Raw genomic sequence first — 16,768 nt, 5'->3', positions numbered from 1 at the left:
CGTGTCTCAGTCCCAGTGTGGCCGATCACCCTCTCAGGTCGGCTACGCATCGTTGCCTTGGTGAGCCGTTACCTCACCAACTAGCTAATGCGACGCGGGTCCATCCATAAGTGACAGCCGAAGCCGCCTTTCAATCTCACGCCATGCAGCGCAAAATATTATCCGGTATTAGCCCCGGTTTCCCGGAGTTATCCCAGTCTTATGGGCAGGTTACCCACGTGTTACTCACCCGTCCGCCGCTAACTTCTTAAGAGCAAGCTCTTAATCGGTTCGCTCGACTTGCATGTATTAGGCACGCCGCCAGCGTTCATCCTGAGCCAGGATCAAACTCTCCAATAAAGTTTGTCTAGCATCATAAATAAAAATTGACGTTTCACGTTGTTTGTTTCGTTCAGTTTTCAAAGAACTCGTTCGCCGCTTCATTAGCGACTCCCTTATGTTAGCATCTCTTCTTTTCGATGTCAACTAAGTTTTTTATTTCTTTTTCCGCTTTCTGCGTGTTCCGCATCAGCGACGGTTATTAATATATCATGTTAAAATATGAAATGCAATATCTTTTTTATTTTTTTTTATTAAAAGAGCGAATTCCCTCTTTTCACTTCATATAATGAAGCAATACCTCCCTTATTACACGCAGATTTATTACTTATAAAAATAAATAGGTGATAGCTATATCACAGGAAACGAAATTATAAGGAGGAATACATATGGACTATGCAGATTTATTAATAAAGCTAGGTCTATCCGCTGTATTAGGATTTGCAATTGGCTTAGAACGAGAACTAAAAAGAAAACCACTCGGATTAAAAACTTGCTTAGTTATTTCTATTATTAGCTGTCTTCTTACCATCGTTTCCATTAAAGCTGCTTATCATTTACCTCATACGGATCATCTCAATATGGATCCATTGCGGCTTGCCGCTCAAATTGTTTCAGGGATTGGTTTTTTAGGTGCTGGCGTTATTTTACGAAGAGGAAATGACAGCATTGCAGGATTGACTACTGCCGCCATGATTTGGGGAGCTTCTGGTATTGGAATTGCAGTTGGAGCTGGTTTTTATATCGAAGCAGTTTTCGGCATGTTCTTTCTTATGATAAGCGTCGAATTAATTCCTTTAACAATGCAATTTTTAGGACCTAGATCATTACGACAACGAGATATCGCTGTTAAACTTGTTGTGCGCAATATGAATAATATTTCAACTGTTATCGAAGAAATTAAAGCTATGGATATAAAAGTAAAGAATATGAAACTAAAAACATTAGAAAATGGCTCACACCTGTTACAGGTAAAACTATCCGTGGATCAAAAAACACATACAACCGATGTTTACTACACCTTACAACACCTCGATAGCGTTCAACAAACAGAAGTTGAAAGTATTTAAATACCTCCTACCGACTTTTTTTATAATTTTTTTGTCACTATACAGAATCGAAAAGAAGATCACTATCTATACGTGGTAGATGGTGATCTTCTTTATTATTTTTTAGGTGTTTTTCTTTTTTTCATAATGGTAACAATGATTATAGCTTTATATGAAGGAGGAGTAATATTTTGAAATCACCAGCAAACCTAATAGACACCTTTCGTGATTCTATTATTTTTCGATTAATTTGTTTTATTGTTATACTCACTACAGGTTTTGGCTTTATCATATATAAACTAGAACCTGCATATTTTTCTACATGGTTAGATGGTATATGGTGGTCTCTCGTTACAATTTTTACCGTTGGTTACGGTGACTATGTCCCTCATACATCTATAGGAAAAATAGTCGGTATGCTTTTAATTTTATTAGGGACAGGCTTTTGCTCTTATTTTATGATTTTATTCGCTACAGAAATGATGAATAAGCAATATATGAAGATTACAGGAGAGGAAGCAGCTTCTTCTAATGGTCATATGATTATTATAGGTTGGAATGAAAGAGCAAAACAAGTTGTAAGTCAGATGTCTACATTAAATCCAAATCTGGATATTGTCTTAGTAGATGAAACACTTTCCTTGCTCCCAAAGCCATTCCATCATCTAGAATTTATTAAAGGATGCCCACATCACGATGAAACTTTGTTAAAAGCCAATATAAAAACAGCACATACCATTTTAATAACAGCAGATAAAGAAAAAAATGAAACTTTAGCGGATACGCAATCTATTTTAAACATTTTAACCGCAAAAGGATTAAATCCACATATTCATTGCATTGCTGAACTCTTAACCTCAGAACAAATTCAAAATGCAACAAGAGCAGGAGCAACGGAAATTATAGAAGGAAACAAATTAACAAGCTATGTTTTTACTGCTTCTCTTTTATTCCCATCTATTTCAGGGGTATTGTTCACGCTCTATAACGAACTCTCAGAAAGTAAATTACAGTTAATGCAGGTGCCACCATCATATGTTGGAAAAACATTTGAAGAATGTAGCCATTTCCTTTTAAAACAAAATATTCTGTTGCTGGGTGTAAAGCGCGATGAACAATTTCATATTAATCCTGTTCGCACATTAGTGATTCTTAAGAGTGACATTTTGATTGTCATTCATCATTGATAAGATGTCTTTCTATTTCTTGTACGAATACTTTACCAATCTCGATATACTTTCTTTTTATATGCCCATCAGCATCTTTCGGTTCCGTAAATTGATCTAATCCGCTTGTTCCAGCTACCAACGTGTTTACTTGATCATCTAGTTCGTCTTGATACACATGCGAAAGAAGATAAGGTGTTCCAAGACGAACGACTACACCTGGCACATCAAGCTCTCCTTTCACAGCTGTAAATGGCAATCTTAAAAATTGATATCCATCTTCCTCATCCAGCTTGTAATCGAAGCACCCTTTATCATACTCCCAATTTCCACCTATATTGTAGCCAAGCGGCTTTAACGTTTCCTCTAATTGATAAAGAGCATATATACGACCTTCTAAATCGGATTGAATCGGAATCATATCATTCACCCTTCTCACACATTTTTCATTAGCATACCCGTTCTAATAAGAATATATTGGTGATTCATACCGTCAAAAAATAAAAAACTGTTGGGGCATGCCCCAACAGTTTTTTTATTTTAAACGTTCTTCTAATTCTGCTTTTAGTTCTTCGAATCCTGGTTTTCCAAGTAAAGCAAACATATTTTTCTTATATGCTTCAACACCTGGTTGATCAAATGGATTTACGCCTAATAGATAGCCACTCATCGCACATGCTTTTTCGAAGAAATATACAAGATAACCGAATGTATACTCATTTAATTCTGGAATATTAACGATTAAGTTTGGTACTCCGCCATCACTATGTGCTAATAATGTACCTTCGTACGCTTTTGTGTTTACGAAGTCCACCGTTTTCCCAGCAAGATAGTTTAAACCATCTAAATCGCTCTCATCTAATTCAATTGTTAGTTCATGTGTAGATTTACCTACTTTTAGAACTGTTTCAAATAAGTCACGACGTCCTTCTTGGATGTATTGACCTAATGAGTGTAAGTCAGTAGAGAAGTTTGCTGAAGATGGGAAAATACCTTTTTGATCTTTCCCTTCGCTTTCACCAAACAGTTGTTTCCACCACTCAGCGAAATATTGAAGTGCTGGTTCATAGTTAACAAGCATTTCAATCGTTTTCCCTTTATTATATAAAGCGTTGCGTACAACCGCATATTGATAAGCTGGGTTTTCTTCCAGTTCTGATTTTGCAAAATCATTGCAACCAGCAGCTGCCCCTTGCATCATTTCTTCAATGTTTAAACCACTAACAGCGATTGGCAATAATCCAACTGGTGTTAATACAGAGAAGCGTCCACCAACATCATCTGGAATTACGAATGTTTCGTAACCTTCTTCATCAGCTAATGTTTTTAAAGCACCACGCGCTTTATCTGTCGTTGCATAAATACGTTTACGCGCTTCTTCTTTTCCGTATTTGTCTTCTAATAATTTACGGAATAAACGGAATGCAATTGCAGGTTCTGTTGTTGTACCTGATTTGGAAATTACGTTAATAGAGAAGTCTTTGCCTTCTAGTACATCCATTAAATCTTTCATATAAGTGGAGCTAATGTTTTGTCCAACAAATAGCACTTGTGGAGTTTTACGTTGTTCTTTAGAAAGCGTATTGTAGAAAGAATGGTTTAACATTTCAATTGCTGCACGTGCTCCTAAGTAAGAACCACCAATACCGATAACAAGTAAAATGTCAGAGTCATTTTTAATTTTTTCAGCACATTTTTGAATGCGAATAAATTCTTCTTTATCATACGCAAGGGGAAGGTCTACCCATCCGAGGAAATCGTTCCCAGCCCCAGTTTTTTCATGGATTGCATGATGTGATACCTTTACTGCATCACGTAAATAAGTTAACTCGTGTTCACTGATGAACGATAACGCTTTAGAGTAATCGAACGTTACATGTGTGCTCATCTTTTTCCCTCCAATTATGTATATGTATTTCTGTATTCACTTTAGCGAAACTAAAGTTGTAAATCAAGCGATTGACGAATTGTAAACGTAACCAATCATTATTTTTTGAAAAATGTTCATTTTTCGTATAAAAACCCGTATTTATGGGTATAGATGTATGCACATCATACACTATATATTTTTTATGTATAAAAACAACAAAAGAAAACCATTCTATAAACGAGTTAAATCGCATAAAGATTTACTCATGTTCTACATTTAAGGAGGGCTATTTAAGATGAGTACTTTACAACGAATCGCCTTAGTATTCACTGTAATCGGTGCCGTCAACTGGGGACTTATTGGATTTTTTCAATTTGACTTAGTAGCAGCTATTTTTGGCGGACAAAACTCTGCTCTCGCAAGAATTATTTATGGCATTGTCGGTATTTCTGGGCTCATCAATCTCGGGTTATTGTTTAAACCATCTGAAAATCTAGGTACACACCCAGAAACGCATGAAATTCGATAATCAGTATGTCATTCTTCCCATCCGACATACGAATATGATTGCTTGCAATCATATTTGCTAAATATATATCATAACAAAGTAAAAGAGGAATGCTTATGAGCGTTCCTCTTTTACTTTGTTATATCCGATTCTTCTATCCACTCTATTAGCTTCTCACGCAATGTATGAAATCCTTTTGCAGATGGATTAGGCACAAGAACTTTTCCTTGTTTTCTTTTTGCCGCTTTTAATGATAAACTCATCTTTTTGTGTTCTTCATCAACGGAAAGTACTTTTACTTCTACTGTATCTCCGATTTTTAAATAGTCATGAACATCTTTTACATAACCATTTGTAATTTCAGATATATGCACAAGACCTTGCGTTTCATCATCCAATGCTACAAATGCGCCGTAATCTTGAATTCCAGTCACTTTCCCTTTTACAATCACTCCTGTTGTATATTGTTCTGACATATGAAACACTCCCATACGTTTACCATTTTTCCTGCTACGATTCCGTAGCTAAGCATCCACTGAGAACTTGTAAAGAATATACAGATGCTACTAACTTTACATAATTGATTAGCGAAATCTGAACTGAGAAACTTTTCCTTGTATTAGTAAATTATACCACTACCTCTTCTCTCATTCAAAATTCATGAAAAAATCTCCTCTAATACGTATATTTTTCAAATATTGGGATAGAATACTAACACATGGCTTTCTAGTATTCCCCCCCTTTTATGGACAAAACGTATTCTGTTTTGTCCTTTTTTTATTCTCCACAAAACGTTTCATTCTGTTCATCGCTTCCATAAGTTGCTCAAGTGAAGTCGCATAAGAACAACGAATAAAACCTTCACCACTTTCACCAAACACACTACCTGGTACAACCGCTACTTTTTCTTCTATCAATAATTGCTCGGCAAATACTGCTGAAGACAATCCTGTTGAAGAAATAGAAGGAAATACATAAAACGCACCGCCTGGTACATAACATGTTAATCCCATCTCATTTAACGATTGCGTCATAAAGTTGCGACGCTTCTTGTAACTTTCTCTCATTCGAATGACTTCATCATTCCCAGACCGAAGCGCTTCGAGCGCAGCAAACTGTGACATTGTCGGCGCGCACATCATAGCATATTGATGAATTTTCAACATGAGTGATGAAAAGTGAGTAGGAGCTGCAATCATCCCAAGACGCCAGCCTGTCATTGCAAACCCTTTTGAAAATCCAGAAATTAAAATCGTATGATCTCTCATATTTTTTATGCTAGCAAAACTTGTATACGCTTCATCGTAGACAAGCTCCGCATAAATTTCATCTGATAGAACAATTAAATTATATTTTTCTACAATTGCTGCTAACTTTTCTAATTCGGCCTTATTTAAAAGCGCCCCTGTTGGGTTATTTGGTGAACAAAGCAAAATTGCTTTCGTCTTTGTTGTAATCGCTGCTTCAATTTGTTCTGGCTGTACTTTAAATGCGTTCTCTAAAGATGTTGTAACCGGTATTGGAACGCCCCCTGCCAATGTAACAAGTGGTGCATATGACACAAAACTCGGTTCTATAATAATCACTTCGTCACCAGGATTCACAATCGCACGCATGGCCACATCTAGCGCTTGGCTTGCTCCAACTGTCACAATAATTTCGTCATTTGGATTATAAGAAACTTCAAATTGTTTTTTTAGATACTTTGCTATTTCTTGACGCAGTTCTAATAATCCTGCATTTGCCGTGTATGCTGTATACCCTTCTTCTAACGAGCGAATACAGGCTTGCCTTACATTCCACGGTGTCACAAAGTCAGGTTCTCCAACGCCAAGTGAAATAACACCTTTCATTCCTGCTGCTAAATCAAAGAACTTTCGAATGCCCGATGGCTGTAAAGATTCTGCTGCTCTAGATAGTTCAAACTGTTTCATGGTGTCACCACAATTCGTTTATCATCACTTACATTTTCATAAATAATTCCCTCATGTTTATATTTTTTTAAAATAAAATGAGTTGTTGTTGAAACGACTGATTCAATCGTTGCTAATTTTTCAGAAACAAATGTCGCTACTTCTGCCATCGTTTTTCCTTCTAATGTAATCGAAAGATCATATGTGCCTGACATTAAATATACTGACTTCACTTCTGAATAACGATATATTTGTTCAGCAACCGCATCAAATCCAACTCCATGTTTCGGCGTTACCTTTACATCAATCATCGCCGTTAAACCAGTGTGCTCTTTCACCTTTGTCCAATCAATATGTGTCACATAGTCTACAATAATGTTTTCACTTTCTAATTTTGTGACCATTTTTTGTACTTCTTCAACCTTTATATTTAACATTTTCGCTAAAGTCTCTATAGATAAACGACTGTTTTTTTCAAGACATGCTAATAATTCTAATTCTTTTCCAGTCATCACATAACTCATCCTCTCTTTTGTTTGTTTTTAAATTATACAGACACCCTTTTATATTTGAAAAGAAGATTTTTTTAGGGAATTATGTAAAAATGAAAAGGAAAGGGGCTGAGACGATGAAACCGAAAATATACATTGCTGAACGTATTCCAACATTTGTAGAAGAATATCTCTCTGAACACTGTGAATATGAAAAGTGGGATCGCGATGAAAAGATATCTCGTGACATTTTATTAGAAAAAATAAAAGATAAAGATGGCTTACTGAATTTCGGAGCAAAAATTGATGAAGAATTATTACAAGCATCTCCTAAATTAAAAGTTGTGAGTAATATTTCTGTCGGTTATGATAACTTCGATTTACAAGCAATGAAGAAAAGAAATGTAATTGGGACAAATACACCATATGTATTAGACGATACAGTAGCTGATCTTGTTTTTGCTCTTATGCTATCAGCTAGCCGCCGCGTATGTGAACTTGATTCTTATGTCAAAAACGGGAATTGGGATACTGAAATTTCAAAAGAACATTTTGGAGTAGATGTCCATCACCGTACAATTGGCATTATTGGTATGGGCCGTATTGGAGAAGCAGTTGCCAAGCGAGCAAAATTCGGCTTCGATATGGACATTTTATATCACAATCGTCGTCGTAAGAAAGAAGCTGAGCAGACATTTAACGCTACATACTGTGAACTAGATACACTGCTGAAACACTCTGATTTTGTTGTCCTTTTAACTCCATTAACTGCTGAAACGTACCATCTCATTGGAGAAAAAGAATTCTCGCTTATGAAGGAAACAGCGGTTTTCATTAATGCTTCTCGCGGAAAAACAGTAGATGAAGCAGCGTTAATCTCTGCCTTACAACAAAAAAAGATTTTTGCAGCTGGTATTGATACATTTACACAAGAACCGATTGAAAAAGAGAATCCACTTTTATCTCTACAAAATGTGGTTACTTTACCTCATGTTGGATCAGCAACATTAAAAACGAGACAACAAATGGCGAAAGTAGCTGCTGAAAATTTAGTTGCAGGCTTACAAGGGAAAACACCACCTAACATTGTGCATGAGTAAAAGGCAAGATGGGCTTCCATCTTGCCTTTTACTCGTGCACATAAATATTTTCTTATAAGGAGATGATATGAACAAAAATTAATGGAGTGACAAAAAATGAAACATGAATTTAAATGTCCCTATTTCACTTTTTCCACTCGCGGCATAACTGTTCATTATGAATTGTATGAGCATCATCATAAAAAAGAACGACCTACTTTCGTACTCGTTCACGGTTTCCTCTCTTCTTCATTTAGTTATCGGCGATTAATCCCTTTACTAGCCCAAGAAGGTACAGTAATTGCTCTTGATTTACCACCGTTCGGGAGAAGTGATAAATCCAATCACTTTAAATACTCTTACCATAACTTAGCAACAATCATTATCGATCTAGTAAAGCATTTACAATTTTCTAATATCATTTTAATTGGACATTCTATGGGGGGACAAATCTCTCTTTACGTGAACCGTCTATGCCCTGACTTAATAAAAAAAACGATTTTACTATGTAGCTCCAGCTACTTACATCGGGCTACTTTACCTCTTATTTATTCTTCTTATTTACCATTTTTCCACCTATACGTGAAAAACTGGATTACAAAAAGAGGAATTGTTCATAACTTAATGAATGTTGTTCATGACCATTCTTTAATTGACGATGAAATGATGGAAGGCTATGCTGCTCCCTTTTACGATAATCGAATATTCCCCGCTCTAACGCGAATGATTAGAGATCGGGAAGGCGATTTACCATCGGCCGAATTACGTAAAATTCAAACACCTACTTTACTCATTTGGGGAGAACAAGACCGCGTTGTTCCCATTCAAATTGGAGAGCGACTTCATAAAGATTTACCAAATTCTAAATTCATTTCATACGAAAACACAGGGCATTTACTACCTGAAGAAAAACCAGAGCATATTTATGAAGAAATTATTTCCTTTGTTGCCAATTAAATCCCCCTCCTTCACTTCGTTTAGAAGAGGGGGATTTAATTAAGTGAAGCTTTAATCAATGTTTTTTCTTCATCCATCGGACTGTTACGGGCAGTAAGGCTCCCTCTTCCTTGCTTCTCTCTGAATCTTTGGGTAAGAGTCTTACTGTCCTAAAATAGCGGGATAAAATATAGCTGCTAGAAGACAGGCAGCTATATTGAACAACTTCCGCCTTCTTTTAAAATAAGCAGCTGTTCTGCTAACTTTTCGCATTTTTCTAACGGAGGAACTTCTTCAAACGACATAAAATATATATGCTGAATTTTTTTCGCAATATATTTTGGATCATCAAACGCACTTACTACATATACAACATCACTTGCTTCTGTTTCATAAAACTCAGCGCCCATTTGAAACGGATCCCAATTTTTTACCAGCTCCACCATTCTTTCATATGCACCCATTTACTTCCCGCCTTTTTCTCGTTTTCAATCTTTCCTTTATCGTATCACATCATATATGCTAGAAGAAGAGTGGGAATTTTCACAAAATGCTATTTTATAGCAGAAAGGGGCTAAACTATGCACGAATTTCAAAAACTGGTGAATCGCCGCGGCACTCAAAGCATCAAATGGGATACATATAAAGATGAGGAGCTTTTGTATGCTTGGATTGCCGATATGGATTTTGAAGTACCAAAAGCAATTCAAAATGCGATGAGAAAACGTCTTGAACATCCTATCTTTGGCTATACACTACCACCTATGGAAATACTAGATACTATTTGCCAATGGACAAAACAGCAATATAACTGGGACATACAAAAAGAATGGATTGTATTTAGTTCCGGAATTGTTCCAGCACTTAGCATAAGTGTACAAGCACTAACAAACGAGCATGACACCGTTGTTGTACAGCCACCTATTTACCCACCATTCTTTCATATGGTCACGAAAAACAATCGGCTTTTATGCGAAAACCCATTACGGCTCGAAAATGGAAAATATAAAATGGATCTCGAACATTTAGAAACACAGTTTCAACAAGGTGTAAAGCTTATGTTTCTTTGTAGTCCACATAATCCCGTTGGACGCGTCTGGACAAAGCAAGAACTTTCCAAACTCGGAACATTATGTGAACGATACGATGTAACCATTGTTGCCGATGAAATTCATGCGGATATTATTTTCTCAAATCATATCCATATACCATTTGCCTCCTTATCTGAACAATTAGCAAAACGAACTATTACTTGCATAGCACCAAGCAAAACATTTAATATCGCTGGTTTACAGGCTTCTATCGTTATTATTCCAGATAGAAAAATCCGTCATGCTTTTACATCTGTACAGCAAAGACAAGGATTTCACGGCTTAAACATATTTGCTTATGAAGCAATGCAAAGCGCCTATACAGAATACAATGAGTGGGTGACAGATATTCGTTCTTATATAGAAGAAAACGCCCGATTTGCTTGTGAATTCATTGATACACATATTCCTACCTTATCTGCTATCAAGCCAGAAGGGACTTTTTTACTCTGGATAGACTGTACAACACTTCATCTATCTCAAAAAGAACGAACAAAACTGCTCGAAGAAAAAGGAAGAATTATCGTGGAAGCAGGTGAAAAGTACGGAATAGGTGGAGAACAACATATTCGCATTAACATCGGTTGTCCGCTATCTGTTTTGAAAGAAATTTTAACTCGGCTTCAATATGCACTTTCATAAAATGAATGTTTGATCCCGCTATTTTAGGGTAGCCCAATTGGTGAGAGCTCGATGTAGCCCTTTGAACTGCCTATTAATTAGAATAAACAAAAGTAAGAGCTACTTTGAAAGGTAGCTCTTACTTTTGTTTATTCGCAGATGCTTTTTTCACAATCACCCCACAGGCAATTCGATTCCCTGAATTCCCTGTAGGCTGCGTCATACCATCATCCGGATTTTCAGTAATGATAATAGAGGCCCCATCTTTACGATATAAAGTGGTTCGCCCTTCTTCAAGTGATACATTTGCTGCTTCAATTTCTGCTTTAATCTTTCCTGTATCATCCGCAATCACATTTGGCAAATCACCGTTCTCTGCTCCTTTTGGATTCATAAGCCCATGCTTCTTCTTATCATCTACATTAAAATGATTACCAGCCGACTCAAAGCGCGGCGCTTTACACTCTCCTATTTCATGAATATGTAATCCGTGTGCACCAGGTGTAAATCCATCTGCTTTAATTGATATTTTCACTCCACTTGTTTGCTGCGTTACTTTCGCTGTTCCCATCTCATCGCCAGACGCATTGTATAACTTCACATCAATTTCTTTTGGGTTTCCTTTGTCACAGCCTGTTATAAGAAATAGCATACAACAACTAAATAAAAGCTGTTTTTTCATTCCCATTCCCTCCAAGATACATTCTGTCCTTAGATTGTCCGAGCTTGGAGAGAAACATACAAAAACGAATTAGCGTTTCTTCTCAGCTAACAACTTTTCTTCTACCTTTCGCAAGCGATCAGCTTCTCTTTTAGAGACACGAATGAACATGCGCCACGTCACAACGGCACCAATAATAAATAAAATACAAACGATTCCAGGAATAATATATTCTGTTTTATCCTCTGGAAAATATAAAGGCATCATCATACTCACTCCTTTTTCTACACGTTTTGTATATTTACTAGTTGTACACTCTCCCATACTTTCATCATTACTTCTTTTCTCTAGTAGTGCAAAGGCATCGAATGAAACAATACATGCTTTCATATCCTCTATTCACTTCAGAATTTTCTGTCATATCATTATCCATTATAACACTTCATGTTTTACAATCCTACTTAACAAATACTTTCTTTGACTCTATCTCTTACTTTCCTTACTATAAAATTGAGGTGAAAAATATGAAAGAAACATTTGAAATCGGAGAGATTGTTACTGGTATTTATAAAACAGGAAAATACATTGGGGAAATTACAAATAAACGTCCTGAAAGTTACGTTGTGAAAGTATTAGCTGTTTTAAAACATCCCATGCAAGGTGACTTACATAATGTAAAGCAAGCAGATGTCCCATTTTTCCATGAAAGACGTGCTCTATCTTTTCGTGAACAAACAAACATTCCAAAAGCAATGGTTAAAAAGTATGACGGAGATATTCCAGATTACAAAGAATCTCTAAACACAGCATTAGAAGCGCAAATCGCTGCATTGTTAGAGGAGGATTCACCTTTTGCACAGCGCAGTTTACAAACACTCCAGCAATTAAAACGAGACTATAAATTATAAAAACAAAACGACCAAATTACACATTTTGCAATTTGGTCGTTACTGTGTACTTACTTTCTTTACTAATTTCGAAAAATCAACAAGTTCTCCTAACGTAGGTGGAGCTGGTTTCACTAAATATTCTTTATCCTTCTCGACAAGCTTAAAGATATTATACGTTGTCATCGCGTCATCTAATGCGCAGTGATGCTTTCCTGTTCCTGCCTTTCCATACGCTTCAATCGCTTTCCATAATCCTGTTTGATTTCGCTCCCCAAAAAAACGCTTATATTCTAGAGATAAATCTCGACAAACGCCTGAAAATGGAAATGGAACGCCTGCCACTTCACAATTATGTTTTAATACTTTCATATCCATATTTCCCCACGTGACAATTGTCGGTTTATAGCGCTCTTCATATTGAACAAGTTTGTCGACAAGTGCTAAAAAAGAAATTCCTCCATCTACAGCTTCTTGAGCAATTCCTAAAAAATTTTTACATCGATTTGTTAAATTTGGAAAACTTTCCGGTCTAACATAAGATGAATACGTATCTTCCATTGTACAACCAACAACCGATACAAGCCCCACTTCAATAATTTCGGGAAAGAAACCTTTTGGTTTTTTTCGATTTTGAGGCATCGTGAACTCAAAATCTAAAAATAAAAATTGCTTTTCATCCATACGATCCCTTCCTTATCATTTTGTCTCCTTTTCCTTTTACACGAACAGGCTCGAATTTGAAACATTCAGATTGGATGTATCTTATATATATGTCAAATAACCACAAATATTTTTAAAAAGAAGAAAAATTCATTTGTACAGAAAATACAACAAAATAAACCCTTTATTTACATCCGACATTTTTCTACTTTATAATGGCGTTAAGTGTGTTTCTTCTACAATTTTTTGACACACTAAGAATAGTAACCGAAAGGAGATGGGATTTTTGCACGAAACAACGCAAGAAATCGCAAACTGGCAGTATTATTTTGCTATCGCAGTCTTTTTAATTACATATGCCATTATCATTTCAGAAAAAATTAATCGTGCTGTGATTGCACTTTTAGGCGCAGCACTTATGGTCATCTTCGGTATTGTTGACTTGCACAATGCCTTTACAAAACATATTGAATGGGGAACGATTACACTTCTCATCGGTATGATGATTTTAGTTAACATTACGAGTAAATCGGGTGTATTCCAATATGTTGCCATTAAAGCTGCGAAACAAGCACAAGGAAATCCTATTAAAATTTTGATTTCCCTTTCTTTGCTTACCGCACTTGGCTCCGCATTTTTAGATAACGTAACAACAGTACTTCTTGTTGTTCCAGTTACTCTATCTATTACGCGCATTTTACAAGTAAATCCTGTTCCTTATTTACTGTCTGAAATTATTTTCTCAAACATTGGAGGGACTGCAACATTAATTGGTGACCCACCAAACATTATGATTGGTTCAGCAAATAAGCATTTAGATTTCAATGCCTTCTTAATTAATTTGGCACCGATCGTAATCATTATCATTGCTGTAGTAACAATTATGCTTTACTTTATGTATCGCAAACAACTAATTGCTGACCCAGTACAAGTAAAAAAATTAATGAGTTTAGATGAAAAACAATATATTAAAGATCCAGTACTAATGAAAAAATCTTTAACAGTACTTGGACTGACAATCGTCGGTTTCATGACTCATTCTATTTTCCATATTGATGCCGCTGTAATCGCATTAACTGGTGCTACTGTCCTTATGTTAATTGGTGTCAAAGAACATGAAATCGAAGAAGTATTCGCTCACGTTGAGTGGATTACTATTTTCTTCTTTGCAGGATTATTTGTACTTGTTGGTGGTCTTATCGATATCGGTCTTATCAAAACGTTAGCACAAAAAGTAATCGGAATAACAGGTGGAGATATTTCTTACGCATCTGTGCTCATTCTATGGGTATCTGGTATTGCTTCTGCAACAATTGATAATATTCCATTCGTCGCAACAATGATTCCGCTTATTAATGACATGGCAGTTGGACTTGGTCTATCACCTGCTGATGCACAAATCGATGTACTATGGTGGTCATTAGCACTTGGCGCTTGCTTAGGTGGAAACGGAACATTAATCGGCGCTTCTGCTAACGTAATCGTAGCAGGCATTGCCAGCCGTGAGGGACATAAATTTAGTTACATGGACTTTTTAAAAGTCGGTTTTCCGATAATGATTGTGTCACTCATTATTTCTCACATTTATATTTATTTACGTTATTTAATGTAATGCCAAAGGCTATCGCACATATGCGATAGCCTTTCTTCATATATCAGCAATCGGCGATTTGACACAACTTATCGACAATTCGACAAAATACCATATCTCAATATCTTGTTGGTTCATTTCGAATAAGAAATAAATGAATCGGTAAAAAAATCGAACATGTTATCGCATGAATAATAGTAAACAATACTGCATTCGTCCCATATCTTTCTAAAATAGCGTAGATTAAATAAATCGATAATACAAGTGTAGCCACTCCAGCTAAAAAGCCTATTATCGGAATAAAATTAAGAATAAAACAACCAACATATATTCCAAATACTTTCCATCCTGCTTCTTCTTTTAGAAAATCAGGGAATTTCTCTCTCGCTAAATCTCCCCATACTTTGCAATTCAGAAATGGAATGAACGCTAAAACCGCATCATTTGTCCCATCGTTTTTGGCCATTGTATACAATGCAAACGCAGTTAATACGTAAGAAAGAACCGCCCAAATTAAGATAATCAAAATTGCAGTAAAACTAAGTGCAAGGAACCCTGCAAATATACTTTGATCTTCCATCTTTCCCTCTCCTTCCTAACATCTTTTTCTTATCTATACTCACCTGTATAATATGAACAAGAACTTGAAAGGAGAACTCATTTATGCATCCATTTGTGGAAACTCTGCATCAACAATTTCTCGCACATCAGAACAGTGAAAAAGCCGAACCGATGGCACGTTACATGAAAAAACACTTCCCATTTCTCGGTATTCAAACACCAAAACGAAGAACCTTATTGCGTGACGTTATACAAACTCATTCACTTCCAGACAAAAACGATTTTCAAATTATTATTCGTGAACTTTGGTCTTTGCCAGAACGTGAATTTCAATCTGCCGCTCTTGACTTATTACAAAAATATAAAGTGAAACTTTAATCAGTGGGGGTTTTCTTCATCCCCCACTGATTATGAGCCCTCACCAATCGGGCTGTTACGGCAGCCCTACTCCCACCTATCTTCCTTGCTTCTTTCTGAATCTTGAGGTGGGAGTCTTACTGCCCTAAAATAGCAGGATAAAAAGCATCTCAATGAAACTCACATTCCATTTTTAGAAGAACTCATCACAACAAAATCATGGTGGGACTCCGTCGATGGTATTGTCCCTACATTTGTAGGTAGCATCTTTTTAAAGCATCCAGATGTCATTCAAGCCTATATTCCAAAATGGATTACTTCAGAAAATATATGGTTACAGCGGGTCGCTATTCTATTTCAGCTCAAATATAAACATCAAACAGATGAACAGCTTCTCTTCTCAATTATGAAACAACTCAAAACTTCAAAAAAATTTTTCATTCAAAAGGCTATCGGTTGGGCACTTCGTGAATATGCCAAAACAACTCCAGATGTTGTATGGAAATATGTACAAACAAATGAACTTGCGCCCTTAAGTAAACGAGAAGCAATTAAACATATTCAGTACTTATATGGTATAAAGAACAAAAAACAGGCGAAACTCTATCATAGAGACCATCGTTCCTCTATTGTGATTTAAAAAAGAACATGGTAGAATATGTTCATTATTATTAAATATAAGTAGCGATGATGGACTTATAAGTACTTGCACCTACAAGCGATTCAGGGATAGTGAAAGCCTGAAAACGCAAGGAAACGGCAGTCTTGAGCAATACATGATAAAGTGGATGTGTAAAAGCACATCAACTAGGGTGGAACCGCGGGCAAACGCTCGTCCCTAGGCAACAAGCCTAGAGACGAGCGTTTTTTTATTTAAAAGCGCAAGCGGCTCGTCCAGAACAGGAGGACATTGGAACTCCTGACGTAGAGGCGCCCTTTGCCTCGCAGGAAGGAGTGAAATGACCGACTGTTCTAGCCGCTGGAGCTGGATACCTTAAAAGCGCAA

At 36.4% G+C, this 16,768-nt stretch carries 18 protein-coding genes, 1 rRNA gene and 2 pseudogenes; 10 read left to right on the top strand and 11 right to left on the bottom strand.

The window, feature by feature from the left end:
• Window positions 1–339, bottom strand: a 16S ribosomal RNA gene (locus tag MR063_RS20855); the annotation flags it as partial.
• Between the two features lie 368 nt (window positions 340–707).
• Between MR063_RS20855 and MR063_RS20850 the strand changes: the two genes are divergently transcribed.
• Together MR063_RS20850 and MR063_RS20845 are read left to right on the top strand one after the other, a co-directional pair.
• Window positions 708–1,388, top strand: a complete 681-nt coding sequence (locus tag MR063_RS20850) for an MgtC/SapB family protein (protein WP_242201216.1) — start codon at window positions 708–710, stop codon at window positions 1,386–1,388.
• Window positions 1,389–1,558: 170 nt separating this feature from the next.
• Window positions 1,559–2,554 (top strand): potassium channel family protein, encoded by a 996-nt coding sequence (locus MR063_RS20845; RefSeq protein WP_242201213.1) that lies wholly within the window; start codon window positions 1,559–1,561, stop codon window positions 2,552–2,554.
• Here MR063_RS20845 and MR063_RS20840 read toward each other — a convergent pair.
• On the bottom strand, window positions 2,541–2,954 hold the full coding sequence (locus tag MR063_RS20840; protein ID WP_242201211.1) for a YugN-like family protein: 414 nt from the start codon (window positions 2,952–2,954) through the stop codon (window positions 2,541–2,543). The two genes, MR063_RS20845 and MR063_RS20840, sit on opposite strands and share 14 nt — an antisense overlap.
• A gap of 114 nt (window positions 2,955–3,068) precedes the next feature.
• Window positions 3,069–4,421 carry a glucose-6-phosphate isomerase gene (locus MR063_RS20835; RefSeq protein ID WP_242144081.1) on the bottom strand — a complete coding sequence of 451 codons (1,353 nt, stop codon included), beginning with the start codon at window positions 4,419–4,421 and terminating at the stop codon, window positions 3,069–3,071.
• 277 nt (window positions 4,422–4,698) lie between these two features.
• On the opposite strand from MR063_RS20835, the gene MR063_RS20830 reads away from it, so the two are divergent.
• Window positions 4,699–4,932 carry a DUF378 domain-containing protein gene (locus tag MR063_RS20830; RefSeq protein ID WP_002124440.1) on the top strand — a complete coding sequence of 78 codons (234 nt, stop codon included), beginning with the start codon at window positions 4,699–4,701 and terminating at the stop codon, window positions 4,930–4,932.
• 110 nt (window positions 4,933–5,042) lie between these two features.
• Here MR063_RS20830 and yugI read toward each other — a convergent pair whose 3' ends face one another.
• The 3 genes from yugI to MR063_RS20815 all read right to left on the bottom strand — a co-directional run bounded on the left by yugI (window position 5,043) and on the right by MR063_RS20815 (window position 7,348).
• Window positions 5,043–5,387, bottom strand: a complete 345-nt coding sequence (gene yugI, locus MR063_RS20825) for a S1 domain-containing post-transcriptional regulator GSP13 (RefSeq protein ID WP_242201207.1) — start codon at window positions 5,385–5,387, stop codon at window positions 5,043–5,045.
• Window positions 5,388–5,654: 267 nt separating this feature from the next.
• Window positions 5,655–6,845: an aminotransferase gene (locus MR063_RS20820; protein ID WP_242201205.1), complete on the bottom strand. Its 1,191-nt coding sequence runs from the start codon at window positions 6,843–6,845 to the stop codon at window positions 5,655–5,657.
• Complete coding sequence (locus MR063_RS20815; RefSeq protein ID WP_277927970.1) at window positions 6,842–7,348, bottom strand: Lrp/AsnC family transcriptional regulator; 507 nt, start codon at window positions 7,346–7,348, stop codon at window positions 6,842–6,844. The genes MR063_RS20820 and MR063_RS20815 overlap by 4 nt, the downstream gene beginning before the upstream one ends.
• Window positions 7,349–7,428: 80 nt before the next feature.
• On the opposite strand from MR063_RS20815, the gene MR063_RS20810 reads away from it, so the two are divergent.
• Together MR063_RS20810 and MR063_RS20805 are read left to right on the top strand one after the other, a co-directional pair.
• Window positions 7,429–8,415, top strand: coding sequence for a 2-hydroxyacid dehydrogenase (locus MR063_RS20810; RefSeq protein WP_242201204.1), 987 nt, complete (start codon window positions 7,429–7,431; stop codon window positions 8,413–8,415).
• A gap of 96 nt (window positions 8,416–8,511) precedes the next feature.
• Window positions 8,512–9,351, top strand: a complete 840-nt coding sequence (locus MR063_RS20805; RefSeq protein ID WP_242201202.1) for an alpha/beta fold hydrolase — start codon at window positions 8,512–8,514, stop codon at window positions 9,349–9,351.
• 191 nt (window positions 9,352–9,542) lie between these two features.
• On the opposite strand, the gene MR063_RS20800 is transcribed toward MR063_RS20805, so the two are convergent.
• The gene (locus MR063_RS20800; protein ID WP_242144076.1) at window positions 9,543–9,794 is read right to left on the bottom strand and encodes a DUF1871 family protein; all 252 of its coding nucleotides are present in this window, start codon (window positions 9,792–9,794) and stop codon (window positions 9,543–9,545) included.
• A 117-nt stretch (window positions 9,795–9,911) separates the two neighbouring features.
• Here MR063_RS20800 and MR063_RS20795 point away from each other — a divergent pair, with 117 nt between their 5' ends.
• Window positions 9,912–11,063, top strand: coding sequence for a MalY/PatB family protein (locus tag MR063_RS20795; protein ID WP_242201201.1), 1,152 nt, complete (start codon window positions 9,912–9,914; stop codon window positions 11,061–11,063).
• 118 nt (window positions 11,064–11,181) lie between these two features.
• Here the strand turns inward: MR063_RS20795 and MR063_RS20790 are convergent, their stop codons facing one another.
• Window positions 11,182–11,724: a superoxide dismutase family protein gene (locus tag MR063_RS20790; protein WP_242201199.1), complete on the bottom strand. Its 543-nt coding sequence runs from the start codon at window positions 11,722–11,724 to the stop codon at window positions 11,182–11,184.
• A 69-nt stretch (window positions 11,725–11,793) separates the two neighbouring features.
• Window positions 11,794–12,093, bottom strand: a complete 300-nt coding sequence (locus MR063_RS20785; RefSeq protein ID WP_242144098.1) for a hypothetical protein — start codon at window positions 12,091–12,093, stop codon at window positions 11,794–11,796.
• A 134-nt stretch (window positions 12,094–12,227) separates the two neighbouring features.
• Here MR063_RS20785 and kapB point away from each other — a divergent pair, with 134 nt between their 5' ends.
• Window positions 12,228–12,611 carry a kinase-associated lipoprotein KapB gene (gene kapB, locus MR063_RS20780; RefSeq protein ID WP_242201196.1) on the top strand — a complete coding sequence of 128 codons (384 nt, stop codon included), beginning with the start codon at window positions 12,228–12,230 and terminating at the stop codon, window positions 12,609–12,611.
• Between the two features lie 39 nt (window positions 12,612–12,650).
• Here the strand turns inward: kapB and kapD are convergent, their stop codons facing one another.
• On the bottom strand, window positions 12,651–13,274 hold the full coding sequence (gene kapD, locus MR063_RS20775) for a 3'-5' exonuclease KapD (protein WP_242144072.1): 624 nt from the start codon (window positions 13,272–13,274) through the stop codon (window positions 12,651–12,653).
• A gap of 265 nt (window positions 13,275–13,539) precedes the next feature.
• On the opposite strand from kapD, the gene MR063_RS20770 reads away from it, so the two are divergent.
• Window positions 13,540–14,865 (top strand): ArsB/NhaD family transporter, encoded by a 1,326-nt coding sequence (locus tag MR063_RS20770; protein ID WP_242201194.1) that lies wholly within the window; start codon window positions 13,540–13,542, stop codon window positions 14,863–14,865.
• 97 nt (window positions 14,866–14,962) lie between these two features.
• On the opposite strand, the gene MR063_RS20765 is transcribed toward MR063_RS20770, so the two are convergent.
• Window positions 14,963–15,424 (bottom strand): hypothetical protein, encoded by a 462-nt coding sequence (locus MR063_RS20765; RefSeq protein ID WP_242201191.1) that lies wholly within the window; start codon window positions 15,422–15,424, stop codon window positions 14,963–14,965.
• Between the two features lie 83 nt (window positions 15,425–15,507).
• Between MR063_RS20765 and MR063_RS20760 the strand changes: the two are divergent.
• A pseudogene (locus tag MR063_RS20760) lies at window positions 15,508–15,768 on the top strand (DNA alkylation repair protein); the annotation flags it as partial.
• 154 nt (window positions 15,769–15,922) lie between these two features.
• Window positions 15,923–16,374, top strand: a pseudogene (locus MR063_RS20755) (DNA alkylation repair protein); the annotation flags it as partial.
• Window positions 16,375–16,768 lie beyond the last annotated feature (394 nt).

The sequence above is a fragment of the Bacillus cereus group sp. BfR-BA-01492 genome (genome assembly GCF_022662815.1).
Classification (GTDB): Bacteria; Bacillota; Bacilli; order Bacillales; family Bacillaceae_G; genus Bacillus_A; species Bacillus_A cereus_BD.
This window is presented reverse-complemented; position numbering and strand designations above follow the sequence as displayed.

What these genes read in the sequence shown, in the direction of transcription:
- MR063_RS20850 (WP_242201216.1), top strand. Translation starts at nt 708, where the DNA reads ATGGACTATGCAGATTTATTAATAAAGCTAGGTCTATCCGCTGTATTA.
- MR063_RS20840 (WP_242201211.1), bottom strand. Translation starts at nt 2,954, where the DNA reads ATGATTCCGATTCAATCCGATTTAGAAGGTCGTATATATGCTCTTTAT.
- MR063_RS20835 (WP_242144081.1), bottom strand. Translation starts at nt 4,421, where the DNA reads ATGAGCACACATGTAACGTTCGATTACTCTAAAGCGTTATCGTTCATC.
- MR063_RS20830 (WP_002124440.1), top strand. Translation starts at nt 4,699, where the DNA reads ATGAGTACTTTACAACGAATCGCCTTAGTATTCACTGTAATCGGTGCC.
- yugI (WP_242201207.1), bottom strand. Translation starts at nt 5,387, where the DNA reads ATGTCAGAACAATATACAACAGGAGTGATTGTAAAAGGGAAAGTGACT.
- MR063_RS20820 (WP_242201205.1), bottom strand. Translation starts at nt 6,845, where the DNA reads ATGAAACAGTTTGAACTATCTAGAGCAGCAGAATCTTTACAGCCATCG.
- MR063_RS20815 (WP_277927970.1), bottom strand. Translation starts at nt 7,348, where the DNA reads ATGAGTTATGTGATGACTGGAAAAGAATTAGAATTATTAGCATGTCTT.
- MR063_RS20810 (WP_242201204.1), top strand. Translation starts at nt 7,429, where the DNA reads ATGAAAAGGAAAGGGGCTGAGACGATGAAACCGAAAATATACATTGCT.
- MR063_RS20805 (WP_242201202.1), top strand. Translation starts at nt 8,512, where the DNA reads ATGAAACATGAATTTAAATGTCCCTATTTCACTTTTTCCACTCGCGGC.
- MR063_RS20800 (WP_242144076.1), bottom strand. Translation starts at nt 9,794, where the DNA reads ATGGGTGCATATGAAAGAATGGTGGAGCTGGTAAAAAATTGGGATCCG.
- MR063_RS20795 (WP_242201201.1), top strand. Translation starts at nt 9,912, where the DNA reads ATGCACGAATTTCAAAAACTGGTGAATCGCCGCGGCACTCAAAGCATC.
- MR063_RS20790 (WP_242201199.1), bottom strand. Translation starts at nt 11,724, where the DNA reads ATGAAAAAACAGCTTTTATTTAGTTGTTGTATGCTATTTCTTATAACA.
- MR063_RS20785 (WP_242144098.1), bottom strand. Translation starts at nt 12,093, where the DNA reads ATGAAAGCATGTATTGTTTCATTCGATGCCTTTGCACTACTAGAGAAA.
- kapB (WP_242201196.1), top strand. Translation starts at nt 12,228, where the DNA reads ATGAAAGAAACATTTGAAATCGGAGAGATTGTTACTGGTATTTATAAA.
- kapD (WP_242144072.1), bottom strand. Translation starts at nt 13,274, where the DNA reads ATGGATGAAAAGCAATTTTTATTTTTAGATTTTGAGTTCACGATGCCT.
- MR063_RS20765 (WP_242201191.1), bottom strand. Translation starts at nt 15,424, where the DNA reads ATGGAAGATCAAAGTATATTTGCAGGGTTCCTTGCACTTAGTTTTACT.